A 14,149-nucleotide genomic window follows, 5' to 3' on the forward strand; every position below is an offset into this window, starting at 1 on the left:
GCCGTCGCCGGCCCGACGCGCACCGGGTCACCCGGTCAGCTCACCGGAAGGTCCAGGCAGGAGCCGCAGAACCCGCTGGGCGGCGGGGTCGGGTACTCCTCGTCGTCGTAGAAGATGTACTGCGTCACCAGCGGGTCGGTGGTGGGGATCGGCGCCATGACGGCCGGCCCGTCCGTTGGCCAGGTCACCCGTACGCAGGCCATCCGGTCGGTGAGCGTCCGCATCGCGCAGACACCCGCCTCCCGGGCCGTGGGCACCGACCGGAAGAGGCCGGAGAACGAGGTCGGCCCGTCGGACTGGTACCACACCAACGCGCGGGAGTCGGCGCTCGCGGCCATGTCCAACGGGTGGAACACGACAAGCGCGAAGGCAGGCTCCCCGGCGAACGGCGCGCACGGCGTCGCGTCGCCGTGCAACGCGGTCTGCCCGTCGGCGCTCGTCTCGATCGCGGTGAACTGACCGGTCGCGCAGTGCAACGGTGGCCAGGCCTGGGCGGCCCGGGCTGGCATGACCGTGCCGAGCACCAGCGCCAGCGTGGTGGCGAGCGCGGCGAGGGCGCGGCCGGCTGGTCGTACGAACGATGGTGACACGCAGATCTCCTCAGCTGGTGGCGGCGTCGGCGGACCCTGGGCCGCCGGTGTCGCCGTGACGAGGCGGCTCGGGCGCGGCGCCGGCGGCGCCGAGCACCAGCGCGAGTTGGAACCGGTTCTCGACGCCGAGGCGGTCCATCAGGTGCCGCATGGTGTACGCAACGGTGCGGACGCTGAGCCGCAGTTCCTGCGCCGCCGACTGGTCGGTGTGTCCCATGGCGAGCAGGCGCACCACGGCCTGCTCGCGGTGGTTCAGGTCGATGGGCGACACTCCCTGCTTCCGTGGATCGGTGCCGTCGGCCCACAGTCGGTCGAACATTCCGACCAGGGCCCGTACGACCTCGGGGTCGGCAACTTCGACGTAGCCCCTCTCGAGGTCCAGGGGATCGCTCGGCAGGAACACGACACGCCGGTCGAACACCATCAGTTTGAGCGGCAGCGCGGCCAGTTCCCGGTACAGCCCGCCGGAGCGGCCGAGCGCGGTGGCGTACGCGTTCCACCGGTCACCGTCGCTGGGTGGCAGGCCCAGCACCCGCAGCCGGATGCCGCGGGCCAGCATGCTGTTGTCCAGCGGCAGGGCCGCCGCGGTCGCCTCGGAGTCGAAGACCTCCTCGGTGTTGATGGCCAGGTGCTCGTGGCGTTCCGCGGCGATGAGGCTCGCCGCCCGTTGCCGGGCGGCGGCCCGGGTCGGCCACCGGCGTACCGCGGCATCCGTCAGGGTGCTCAGGCCCACGCCGCTGACTGTCGCGACGTGCCGGCGCCACCGTTCGAGCGCGGAGTCCGGCCGGCGGCGTTGCCGCAGCGTGTCGAGTACCCGTTCCCGCGCCACCGCCTCCCACACCAGCCCGTCCCTCGACCACTGCCCGGCGTGGGTGGTAGCGAGGGCGGGACGGACCGCCTCCACCGCCACGAGTTCGTCGAGCGCCCGACTCACCCGGGTCTGGGGCATGCCCAGCTCCCGGGCGAGTCGCGCGACCGTACGGGGGCCCAGCATCAGCAACGCGCGGTAGCCGAGATCGGCGTCGGGCGTCACCCCCCACCTGGTCAGCCTCGGAACAACCTCCGTCGATACCCCCAACGGAACCCCCCTGTCCCGGACCGGTCCTGCCCCCTTGCCAGGACAGGAGAACACCCCCCGCAGGCCCTGTGAAGGCCAGCGTCCAGGTTTGCAGGTTCCTGCAACCGCGCTCGGGGCCGTTGCAGGAACCGGCAACAAAATCGGGACGTTTGCCGCGCCGCTCGCCCGGTCGATTGTCGCGGCCGGAGATCGACGGATACACCTCTCCCGCCGTTCATGCACGTTCAGAGGGGGGCCTGGTGACCGGTGTGCTGAAACGCCATGTCAGATCTTTTCCCGGATTCCGATCACGAACTTCGCGACGGCGGACCGCCGTGGTGGTCGCGGCGGCGCTGCTCGCGGCCGGGGTGTACGCCGCGCCGGCCCGGGCCGCCGACGAGCCGCCGGACAGTCCGCTCCCGATCCCGGACTGTCCGTCGTTCCAGGGTGATCCGTCCGCGCAGGACGAGTTCGAGGCGTACCGAATCGCGCTTGCCTGTGAGACCAACGTCGAGGTTCTCGGACTGCGCGACGTCGACCGGCAGGTGTACGCCACCCCGGCCGGGACCCTCGACGCACAGATCGCGGTCGAGCCGTACCAGGTGCCGACAGCGGACGGCGGGTGGGTGCCCATCGACCCGACGCTGGTCGCGCGTCCGGACGGTACGGCGGCCGCTGCGGCGACGGTGATCCGGATCGAGACCGGCCCGGGCGGGGACCGGCCCTTCGTCACCGCGACCGACCCCGACGGTGGATCCCTCTCGTTGCGCTGGCCACACGGGCCGCTGCCGGCACCGGTACTCAACGGCCCGGTGGCGACGTTCCCCGGCGTCCTGCCGGACGTCGACCTCGCCGTACAGGCCGAGTCGGTCGGGTTCTCCTGGGTGCTGGTCGTCAGGTCGGCGGAGGCGGCGGCCAACCCGGTGTTGTCGTCGATCCGGGTGGGGATCGAGACGGTCGGCCTGACCACGGTCGAGGATCCCGGGTCGGGAACCATCGGCGTGGTCGACGACTCCGGCGCGGTGGTGTTCGAGGCGGGGCAGGCCATCATGTGGGACTCGTCCGTGCCCGGAGACCCGGCGGCCCGCACCGCTGCGGCGCCGCCGGCCGATCCCGGTCGGATCGGTCACGTCGACGTGGACCTCACCGACACCGGCGTCGTGCTGGGCCCCGACGCGGCGATGCTGGCCGACCCGGACGTGACGTTTCCGCTCTACATCGACCCTCCGTTCACCTCGACCCGCAAGGCCTGGGCGAACGTGTTCTCCGGAGCCGCGAGCCGGGGCTGGACCGGCGACAGCAGCTGGCCCCGCTCGGGGGGCATGCGGGTCGGGCTGGACACCTGGAGCAACTGCGGCAGCGGCTGCGGCCTGTGGCGGTCGGTGATCACCCTCGACGTCGGCAAGTTGAGAGGCAGGTACATCGCCTCGGCGAGCGTGCACATGCTCCAGACCCACCTGGGCGGGTGCGGCGACCGGTACCTGCAGCTGTGGCGGACCAAGGAGATCACGAACAGCGTTTCGTGGAACGGCGTCAGCTGGCTGTACGGGGAACCGTTGCAGTCAAAGCTCGTGCCGTCGTCGAACCAGACCGGGTGTTCGGGCAAGACGAACGAGTGGGTCGAGTTCGACGGCGCCGAGGTCAGGAAGCGGGTGCAGTCGGCGGCCGACCAGAACTACGCCGCGATCTCGTTCGGGGTGCGGTCCGCCAACGAGGACACCCGGGACGCCTGGCGGCGGATCCGGATCGACTCGGTGAAGCTGCACGTCACCTACTACATCTACCCGCCGTCGCCGGACCGGCTCACCGTCGACGGGACCTCCTGCGTCCGGAACATCTCCGGCTCACCGTGGATCACGTCGCGGTACCCGACCCTGTCGGCACGGGCCCGGTCCACCGAGTCGGAGTCGGTCTACCTGCGGATGCGGATCCGGAAGTACGGCTCGGACACCAACCACTACTGGTACCGCACGCCGGATCCGGTGGGCGGCAATCCGACCGTCAACCGCCGGATCACCACCTCCCTGCCGGACGGCCGGTACGAGTGGCAGGCCCGCAGCGACTCCCGACAGACCGACGCGGTGAACTCCGGATACACCGACCTGTGCTACTTCCGGGTCGACGCCACGAAGCCGTCGGTCCCGACGGTGACCGCGCCCGCCGGCCCGTTCACCGAGGGGCGGGACGTGGTCCTGTCGGTGTCGGCGTCGGATCCCGAGGTCAACGGCTTCCACTCCGGCCTGGACCGCTACGAGTACTCGTGGAACACGCCGGTCTTCGACCAGAAGGTCACCACGAGCGGGACCGCCACGGTCACCCGTACGGCTGCGACGGCGGGCCGACACGTGCTGTACGTGCGCTCGGTCGACACCGCGGGAAACGTGTCCGACGAGCGGGCGTACACCTTCTTCGTCGGCCGGGACATCCCGGCGACGGAGATGGGGATGTGGCGGTTCGAGGGTGACACGTTCGACGACACCCGGCACGGGCGTGACCTGACCCGCACCGCCGGCACCGGCCCGGTCTACGGCCCGGACCGGGCCGGGCGTACGGCCGGGGCGCTGGTCCTCGACGGGACGACCTGCCTCAGCTCGCCGGAGGTGCCGATCCGCACCGATGCCGCGTTCACCGTCGCGTTGTGGGTACGGCTCGACGCGGCCAGCGGGTACACGAAGGTGCTGACCCAGGGCAACGAGCAGCACTCCGCGTACCAGATCCAGTACGACGCCGCACTGAACAAGTGGAACTTCTCGCTGCTCAGCGCCCCCGGAACCGACTTCTCCTGGAAGAGTGTGGGGGCGGTGAGCCCGGCGGCGCCGGGTACCTGGCTGCACGTGGCCGGGACCTACGACCCGGACGCCGGGGTACAGCGGTTGTACCTCGACGGCGCGCTCGCGGCCGAACAGGCGGTCTCCTTCACACCGTGGAACGCCGCGAAGACGTTCAGCCTCGGCTGCCTGCGTAACCCGTCGGGATCGCACGGCCACTTCCTCACCGGGGCGGTCGACAGCGTCGCGGTGTGGCAGGGGCTGGCCACCACCGCGCAGATCCAGGCCGCGATGACCGACCTGCCGGCAGCCGCCGAACTGGTCCGCTGGGAGTTCCGGGACGGCGGAACCGACTCGTCGCGGTACGGCCGCCCCCTCGCCCTGGGTGAGGACGTTGTCGTCGGTGAGGACCCGTTCCACCGGCCGAGCGGGGCGGTGGAACTCGACGGCGCGACCTGCCTGGAGTCGTCCGGGCCCATCCTGGCGACGGAGCGCTCGTACTCGGTGAGCAGCTGGGTACGGATCGACTCGGTTGACGAACTCGGAGCGATCGTCTCCACCTTCGCCGCCGAAGACCACGCCGGGCTCGAGCTGTCCGTACGGCCCACCACGAAGTCCGGGTACGACTACGAGTTCGAGGACGACTTCCGGGCCCCGACGGGGGTGTCAGCCGCGGGAGGAATGTCAGCCGCGGCGGTCGTAACGGCGCTCGGCTACGGCCGTTTCGGGCAGTGGCACCACATCGCGCTGGCGGTCGATGTCACCACCGACAGGCTCACGTTCTATCTCGACGGCAGCCTGGCCAAGTCGGTGCTGGGACCCCCGGCCTGGACGGTGATCGACAACCCGGTGCTCCTCGGCTGCTCCTACGGATGGAACTCCGCGGGCGTGGACCCGCGCGCATACCACCTCGACGGGGCGCTGCACGACGTACGGCTGTGGCGGGGTGTGGTCAGCGCGGCCGACGTCACGTCGATGTTCGGTGGCCCGCCGGCCGAACTCCAGGCCCGTTGGCGGCTGGAGGGTGCCGGGACGGACACCTCCGGGCGTGGGCACGCCCTCACCCTCGAGGGCGACACCCGGTACGACGACGGCTGGTGGTGCGACCCGGACGGTGCGCTGGAGCTGGGTGGTGCCGGCTCGGCGGTCACCGCCGGGCCGGTGATCGCCACCGACGAGTCCTTCACCGTCTCGGCCTGGGTACGGCTGAACACCGTGACCGCGCACGCTCAGGTCGTGACGGCGGCCGGTCAGCAGACCAGCGCCTTCCGGTTGCAGTACAACGCCGACCGGCAACTGTTCGGCTTCGCCATGACCAGCGGCGACGTCGCCAGCCCCACGTGGAAGGTCGCCTACGGCGGCCCGACGCCGACGGTCGGCACCTGGTACCACCTCGCCGGCGTCTACGACCTGCGCGCCAAGCAGACACGGTTCTACGTCAGCGGCGCGCTGGTCGCCACCGGCACCGGACCCGACAGCCCGTGGAGGGCGACGGGGCCGTTGCTGGTCGGGGCTGCGAGCACCACCCCCGGGACCCGCATCTCGCGGCTCGACGGCGCCATCGACGACGTCGTCGTCTGGCAGGGGGCGATCCCCGAGTACGTGCTCTCCCACATCGCCGACGCGCCGGTACCGCAATGCTGACCTCAAGGAGTCGGAACTCCACCATGCCGCAGACACACTCCAGGGCGAGCCACGGCGTGGCCGCGCCGGACCGGTCGGCCGCCTACCGGAAGTCGCTGGCCGCGGCGACCTCGGTCGTCGTGGCGGCGTCCGTGGTGCTGGCCGCCACGCCAGCGGCCGCCGCCGGATTCGACCGTGACCCGCAGTCCCACCCGTCCACGCCGGTGGAATCGGTGTCGGGTGCGCCGTCGGCGTTCCAGGACGCCGCCGCCAACTGGACCGGGGAGCCCGCCGACAGCGTCGGTGGCGCGGACAGCGGTGACTGGACGGCCACCGACCTGTCCCCGACCGGCGCGTGGTCCCACGGCGGCTCGTCCGGCGCGTTCAGCTACTCGTACGGCCTGCGGGTCCCGCCCGCCGCTGGACCGGTGCCCGAGCTGGCGTTGTCGTACTCGTCCGCCACCCATGACGGCCGGACCTCGGGCAGCAACAACCAGGCGTCCTGGATCGGCGACGGCTGGTCCTACACGCCCGGGTTCGTCGAACGCAGCTATGTCGGCTGCGCCGACGACGAGGGCGGCAACCAGGGCGACGACCCGACCGGAGACCTCTGCTGGGACGGCGACTCCCCAGCGGTGACGATCTCGCTGGCCGGCGTCACCACCGCGCTCGTCCGGGACGACGACAGCGGCCGGTGGCGGGCGGAGGAGGACGCCGACTGGCGGATCGCCCACTCCGGCGCGCCGGCGGGCCCCGGCACCGCCAGCACGGAACGCTGGACGGTCACCACCACCGACGGCACCGTGCACCACTTCGCCGCCGAGGCGGGTTCACGGTGGACGGTGCCGGTCTTTGGCAACCACTCCGGCGAGGCCTGCCACTCCTCCGGTGACTTCGCCGGGTCGCGGTGCGACCAGGCGTACCGGTGGATGCTCGACCGGAGCGTCGACGTGCACGGGAACCTGGTCCGGTACACGTACGGCACCGCGACCGGCCGGTACGCGCCGGCCGTCGACCCGGCGAGGACCGCGACCTACGTCCGCGAGGGCTGGCTGGAACGCATCGACTACGGTCTGCGCGCGGACGCCGCCGGAGTGGTCACCGGCCGGGTCGAGTTCACCGTCGCCGACCGTTGCCTGTCGTCGTGCCGCGACTCCGACGGAGACCCGGTCGAGGACAACTGGCCGGACACCCCCTGGGACCTGGACTGCGCCGCCGGGCAGACCTGTACGCAGTACTCGCCGGCGTTCTTCGGCACGAAGCGCCTGACGACAGTGACCACCCGGGTCGCCGCCGGCAGCGGGTTCAGCCCGGTCGACTCGTGGGCGTTGACCCACGAGTTCAAGGACTACGGCGACGAGGAACAGGTGGTGCTCTGGCTCGCCTCGGTCCGGCACACCGGGCACGTCGGTGGCACCGCCTCGACGCCGCCGGTGGAGTTCGGCGGCACGTTCCTGCCCAACCGGGTCGACGCCGGCGAGGCGTTCCCCAACATCTGGCGCCCGCGGCTGACGTCGATCCGGAACGAGACCGGTGGGGTCACCACGGTCAACTACTCCGAGCCCGACTGCGGTGCCGGCGACCTGCCGGCGAGCCGGCACCAGAACGGCCGGCTGTGCTACCCGGTCCGGCACACCCCGGACGGGCTGTCGGAGCCGGTCGACGTGTACTTCCACAAGTACGTCGTCCGGTCGGTCGCCGAGTCCGACGCCACCGGCGGCGGCGAGACGATGTGGACGTTCTACGACTACTCCACCGACGGCGGCGGCACCAGCGTGCTGTGGGCGTGGGACGACGCGGAGTACGTCGCCGACGACGACCGCACCTGGAGCCAGTGGCGCGGCTACCCGGAGGTCGTCACCCGGGTCGGCGACCCGGCCGACCCGGGCCCGCAGCTGCGGACCCGTACCCGCTACTACCGGGGTCTGCACGGCGACCGGCTGCCCGACGGCGGCAGCCGCCAGGTGACGCTGCGCGACTCGGGCGGCAACACCGTCACCGACCACCGGGCGCTGGCCGGGGCGGAGTGGGAGTCGGCGTCGTTCGACGACACCACCCTGATCGAGTCGGCCACCACCTGGTACTGGACCTCCCGGACGGCGCGGCGCGGCTACGACGGCGGCACCCTCGAGGCGTGGCTCACCGGACAGAGCCGGGTCGACACCCGGACGAGGCTGTCCGGCTCGGCGTGGCGTACCACCCGTACCGAGACGGGCTACGACGCGCACGGCCGGGCGGTGAGCCTGCACGAGCACGGTGACGTCGCCGTCGGCGGCGACGAACGCTGTGTACGGACCACGTACGCGGACAACGCCGGTGCCTGGTTGCTGGAATCGGTGGCCACCGTCGAGGCCGTCTCGGTCGGCTGTACGACAACACCGCAGCGTCCCGCGCAGGTCATCGGGGCGGTCCGCGCCTACTACGACGGGCACGCCTCGTACACCGCCGCGCCGTCGCGCGGCCTGATGACCCGCGCGGAGGCGCTGGACTCCTGGACCGGCACACCGGAGTACCGGACGACGGGGGAGTCGACGTACGACAACCTCGGCCGGCCGTTGACCGCCGCCGACGCGCTCGGGCGGACCACGACCACGGCGTACACGCCGGCGGGCGGTGGGCCGCTGACCCGGACGACGACCACCAACCCGGCCGGGCAGGTCACCAGGACATCCCTCGCGCCGGCCTGGGGCGTCACCGTGGAGACGGTCGCGCCGGGCGACCGCCGGACCGTCGTCGCCCACGACGCGTTGGGCCGTCGGACCGGAGTGTGGCTGCCCGGCCGGGACCCGGCCACCCAGGGCCCGAACTCGCGCTTCGGCTACGGCGTCTCGGCGACGGCGCCGAGCACGGTCACCACCGAGAACATGATCCAGGACGGGTCGTACCTGAGGTCGGTCGCGCTCTACGACTCGTTGCTGCGGCCCCGGCAGACCCAGGCGCAGACCTACGGCGGGCGACTGGTGTCCCAGACCGTGTACGACTCCTACGGGCGCACCCGGCACGACTCCGGTCCGGTCTTCAACAACGCCTCCGGACCGACCGGAACGCTGGTGTGGATCAGCCGGACCAACGACGTGTCCCGTACCGAGTACGCCTACGACGGCGCGGGACGGGTCAGCAGCGAGATCTTCGTCGTCAAGGACCGGGAGAGGTGGCGCACCAGCTACCGCTACGGCGGCCACGACACGCACTGGATGACCACGACCATCGCCCCGCAGGGCGGCACGTCCCGGGCGACCCTCGACGACGCCCGGGGTCGTACCGTCGAGCTGCGTCAGTACCGCGACCGCGACGCCACCGGCGCCTTCGACGCCACCCGGTTCACCTACACCCCGGGCGGGCAGCGGGCGACCGTGACCGACCCGGTCGGCAACGTCTGGCGCTACGAGTACGACCTGCGGGGCCGGCAGACCGTCAGCCGCGATCCGGACACCGGCACCACGACCACCGCGTACGACGCCGCCGGCCAGCTGGCGGCCAGCACCGACGGACGTGGCACCAGACTGTCCTACGCGTACGACCTGCTGGGCCGTACCACGAAGGTGTGGGAGGGCGAGGCCGGCGACGGCACTCTGCTGGTCGAACGCACCTACGACGGCGCCACGAACGGCACCGGACTGCCGCACACCGCCACCCGGTGGGTCGACGGCCAGGCGTGGCGGACGGAGATCCGTGCGTACACGCCGGAGGGGCGGCCGCAGCAGGTCTACACCCACCTGCCGGCGGCGGCGGGGGCGCTCGCCGGCGCGTACTGGGAGTCGTACACCTACCACCCGGACGGCTCGCTGCGCACCTCCGGCGCGGTCGGGGCCGGTGGGCTGGCCCGGGAGCCGATGACCCACCACTACAACACGATGGGCCAGCCCGACCGGGTCACCTCCTCCGGTGACGACTTCGGCGACGGGCACGTCTACGTCGACGCGGCGGTCTACTCGCCGTACGGTCAGCTGCTGCAACGCCGGCTCGGTGACCCCGAGGTGGGCGGCTCCTCGGGCCAGGCGTGGCAGACGTGGGTCTACGAGGAGGGCACCGGCCGGCTCGCCGACTTCTACTTCGACAAGGACACCGCCGGGGAGTCCGACGGCGCCAACCACGGCGTCGCCGCCCTCTCCTACCGCTACGACCAGGCCGGCAACGTCCTGAGCATCACCGACGATCCGGTGCACACCTCGGCGGCGCTGGACCCGGAGACCCAGTGTTTCCGGTACGACCACCTGCAGCGCCTGACCGAGGCGTGGGCGCAGGCGGGCGCCGGGAGTTGTGCGGCCACCCCGACCGGGACCGTTGTCGGCGGCCCGGGTGCCTACTGGTCGTCGTACGAGTACGACACCATCGGCAACCGCACCGCGGAGACCCGGTGGCGGCCCACCGGCCGGGTCAGGCACGACTACGCCTACCCGGCGGCCGGGCAGCCGCGTCCGCACACCGTCACGGCGGTCACGACCAACGCGGACGGCGGCGCCCGGACCGCGTTCGGCTACGACCAGGCCGGCTTCACCACCACGATCGACCGCAACGGTACGGTCGACGTCCTCGACTGGGCCCCCACCGGACGGCTGGAGACCGTCACCTCGGGGGAGGAGGCCACCACCTTCGTCGACGACGCCGACGGCAGGCGGATCCTGCGGATCGACCCCGACGGGGACATGACCGCCTGGGTCGCCGGATACGAGCTGACCTACGACGCCGCGACCCGGACGGTGCGGGCCAGCCGCTACTACCGGCACGGCGACGACCCGGTCGGCGTACGGACCGGGCGGGGCGACATCCAGTGGTTCGCCTCGGACCACCACGGCACCAACCAGTGGGTCGTCAACGGCGACACCCTGACCACCCAGGTGCGGCGCTTCGACCCGTTCGGCAACGTACGCGGCTGGGCGCCGTCGACCTGGCCGGACCAGCGGGCGTTCGTCGGCGGAATCGAGAACCCGGACCTGGGATTGACGTCGGTCGGCGCCCGGGAGTACGACCCGGCGACCGGCCGGTTCCTCTCCCGCGACCCCATCGCCGACTTCGCGGACCCGCAGCAGATCAACGGGTACGCGTACGCGAACAACACGCCGGTGTCGGCGTCCGACGCGTCGGGGTTGAAGTCGGTGCGCAAGGCCGGCAACCGTGCGGGCACGCCCGGGAAGAAGAAGCTCCCGAAGAAGCCGAAGTCGGTCGGGGTCGGGCGCTCCACCGGTGTGCGAGGCCAGGATGGCGCCGCGGGCAGCGGCAACGGCGGCGCCGGACGCAGCGGGGAGCAGAAGAAGCGGCATGCACCGAAGAACGGACGGCAGCATCCCGGAGGCGTGGGTGTGCCCTCCGGGTCGGCGCCCGGCAACCTCTGGGAGGCGTACGAGGAGTCGTACTGGAACGCCTGGGACCTGGCCTGGGACGGACTCGGCGAGGCGTGCCCCCGGGGTCCGCTCACCGCCGTGGCGTGCAACTGGGTCCAGTCGAGACCACCCGGTGGGGGTGGGTGGTGTGTGAGCGCCGGGGCCAACGCGCGCGTCTCATACGGCGTGAGCGGCTGTGCGGTCCTCACCAGGGAGGACGGCCTGGTCTTCACGGGCGCTCATCAGGGCGGCATGAGCGCCGGGGTCGGCGCCTCGGTCAACACCGGTCCGGTGCTCACCTCGTCGTCGAACGCCCAGGCGCTCGGCGGCCGGGGCTGGGGCGCCGACTATTCGTACGGCGAGATCTTCCAGTACGGCGCCGGCGGGACCATCTCCGAGACCGGCGACTGGACGGTGAACCCGCACGCGGGAGTCGGAGTCGGCGCCTGCGCGGCCGGCGGGGCCTGCAACTTCACCGTCTTCGAGGAGCAGGCGACGGCGGTGACCTGGGACGAGGTCCGGGACGCGGCGGAGACCTGGGTCGATTACGGCGGTCTTGACGTGTTGTGGGGTTGGCAGGGGCTCTGACCAGGCACTACGTCGACAGACGGCACCCTCGACCGATCGAGGGTGCCGCCTGTTGGCTGTCTGCAGGGTCAGCTGCCCTGCGGGTCGCGGCTGATCGTCAGTTGGCTCGGCCGGTGTCGGTCGCGGGCAGCAGGTCTGGTGGGGGAGATGCCGGCGAAGGTGTCGCTGACGGTTCGAGCTCGGCGGCGCGACGGCGCGTCCGGCCACTGCCCAGGAGCGCGAAGATCAGGACGACAAGGCCGGCGGTGGCGACGATCTCGGCCAGCCACCTCTCCAGGACAAGATCTGGGTCCGCGGCCCCGGCGACGAACCCTGGGAGGTGTACGTGGTCAAGGGCGACTCCGACCGGTTCGGCAAGTCCGCCGGGACCCGGCCGGGAAGCGACGACAGCTGTGCCTGCGGCGACATCGGAGCGCGTGAGGGGCAACCCGCCACCGTGGGATCCGGAGACGCCGGGGGTTGCTGCTCCTGAAAAGGAGACCTGGGAGCGCACCTCGTGGGTGACCTGGAGCGAGCGCGTACGACGTTCCGGTTGACGGCCACCTCGACGAAACGCCGACCGCCGGCTGGCCTGGGTGGGCCGGCCGGCGGTCGGTGTGTGGGGTGGGTCAGATGCCGTAGATGAATTGGTGGTCGACGGCGCCGGCGCTGTTGGTGTTGCGGAGGTAGACGGTGTTGTTGCCGGGTCGGCGTACGCCGGGGGTGTCGGTGCCGTCGTTGTTCCAGTCGCCGGTGATGGGGATGTCGCCGGAGCCGCCGTGGCCGTAGACGAATTGGTGGTGGAGGGTGGTGGTGGTGTTGGTGAGGTACCAGGTGGAGTTGTTGGGGCGGAAGACGCCGACGGTGTCTTTGCCGTCGTTGTTCCAGTCGCCGGCTACGGGGATGTCGCCGGAGGCGCCGTGGCCGAACTTGAATTGGTGGTGGAGGGTGGTGGTGGTGTTGGTGAGGTACCAGGTGGAGTTGCTGGGGCGGAAGACGCCGACGGTGTCTTTGCCGTCGTTGTTCCAGTCGCCGGCTACGGGGATGTCGCCAGAGGCGCCGTGGCCGAACTTGAATTCGTGGTGGAGGGTGGTGGTGGTGTTGGTGAGGTACCAGGTGGAGTTGCTGGGGCGGAAGACGCCGACGGTGTCTTTGCCGTCGTTGTTCCAGTCGCCGGCTACGGGGATGTCGCCGGAGGCGCCGTGGCCGAACTTGAAGATGGTGGTGGCGTCTCCGCTGTTGGTGTCGCGGAGGTACCAGGTGGAGTTGCTGGGGCGGAAGACGCCGACGGTGTCGGTGCCGTCGCCGTTCCAGTCACCGGAGATCGGAATGTCCTCCGTACGAGGAACCACGTCATCGACGATGTTGTCGTAGCGGACCGGGGTGTAGAGGCCGGCGTTACTGGCCGACCAGGTGCGCTCGATGGTGTCCCTGCTGCCCGTCTGCTCGATGACCACCGGTTCGGTGTGCGCGGAGTTGCCCCACCTCACGAACAGGGCGACGTGGTTCTCGCTGGGATCCCCGGTGTGCCGGAGCAGGGCGTCACCCGGCTTGAGGTCGCTGCGCGGGATCGTGTGCGACCGGGTGTCCAGGTTTCCGGTCCAGAAGGAGCTTCCGGAGCCGCCGAGACCCCACGCCATCGAGACGAAGCCCGAACAGTCGGTGCGGTAGTCACCGTAGCTGTTCTGGTAGCACCGGGACTGGCTGTACGGGACACCACCCACGCTGAGCCAGCTCCGTGCCCGGGTGATCGCATCGGCGCGGGACATGGTCTTGTCGGAGCCGTTGTTGGCGCACGGCACCGGCGTGGTGGCCACCGCGGCGAGGGTACCCGCCTGCGGTGAAAGGCCCGGGTACTCGGGCAGCGGCGGATCCCCGGGCACGCCGGCTGCGGCCGGTCCGGCCACGTCGACCGCTGCGGTGTCCGGCGTCGCTGACGCGGTCGTCGGCGTCAACGTGACAGCCGTGGCCAGCACGGTGATCGGTACCACTGACCAACGTGCCAACCAACCGCTCCGTCGAGCGTAAGAGCGCATGTATGTGTCCTCCCGATAAGGGCGGGCTGTGGCCTCGCCTACCGAGAGTGTGGGAAGCGCTCCTGGCGTACGGCTGGAGGGACAACTCCTGTACCGGCTCTCGTACCACGATCGGTCATGCCAGGCACCGAAGAAGGCCATCGTGCCGGCGGCGGCCAGCGGTCATCCCGAATATCATCCATGGTCG

Annotated in this window: 5 protein-coding genes and 1 pseudogene; 3 read left to right on the plus strand and 3 right to left on the minus strand. The window is 71.4% G+C overall.

What is annotated here, in order from left to right:
• Positions 1-35: 35 nt before the first annotated feature.
• Both ABGB21_RS07670 and ABGB21_RS07675 read right to left on the minus strand, forming a co-directional pair.
• Positions 36-590: a hypothetical protein gene (locus tag ABGB21_RS07670; protein WP_347658245.1), complete on the minus strand. Its 555-nt coding sequence runs from the start codon at positions 588-590 to the stop codon at positions 36-38.
• A 10-nt stretch (positions 591-600) separates the two neighbouring features.
• A complete protein-coding gene (locus ABGB21_RS07675; protein ID WP_347677034.1) occupies positions 601-1,623 on the minus strand; it encodes a LuxR C-terminal-related transcriptional regulator in 1,023 nt (340 codons plus the stop codon).
• A 359-nt stretch (positions 1,624-1,982) separates the two neighbouring features.
• Here ABGB21_RS07675 and ABGB21_RS07680 point away from each other — a divergent pair, with 359 nt between their 5' ends.
• From ABGB21_RS07680 to ABGB21_RS07690, 3 genes and pseudogenes are all read left to right on the plus strand, one after another.
• Entirely contained in the window at positions 1,983-6,059 is a 4,077-nt protein-coding gene (locus ABGB21_RS07680) for a LamG-like jellyroll fold domain-containing protein (RefSeq protein WP_347658243.1), read from the plus strand.
• Positions 6,060-6,082: 23 nt separating this feature from the next.
• Positions 6,083-11,947, plus strand: a complete 5,865-nt coding sequence (locus tag ABGB21_RS07685; RefSeq protein ID WP_347677036.1) for an RHS repeat-associated core domain-containing protein — start codon at positions 6,083-6,085, stop codon at positions 11,945-11,947.
• Between the two features lie 271 nt (positions 11,948-12,218).
• Positions 12,219-12,419, plus strand: a pseudogene (locus ABGB21_RS07690) (glyoxalase/bleomycin resistance/dioxygenase family protein); the annotation flags it as partial.
• Positions 12,420-12,555: 136 nt separating this feature from the next.
• Here ABGB21_RS07690 and ABGB21_RS07695 read toward each other — a convergent pair.
• Complete coding sequence (locus ABGB21_RS07695) at positions 12,556-13,932, minus strand: hypothetical protein (RefSeq protein WP_347677038.1); 1,377 nt, start codon at positions 13,930-13,932, stop codon at positions 12,556-12,558.
• Between the last annotated feature and the right edge of the window lie 217 nt (positions 13,933-14,149).

The sequence above is a fragment of the Plantactinospora sp. B24E8 genome (assembly GCF_039871735.1).
GTDB lineage: Bacteria > Actinomycetota > Actinomycetes > Mycobacteriales > Micromonosporaceae > Plantactinospora.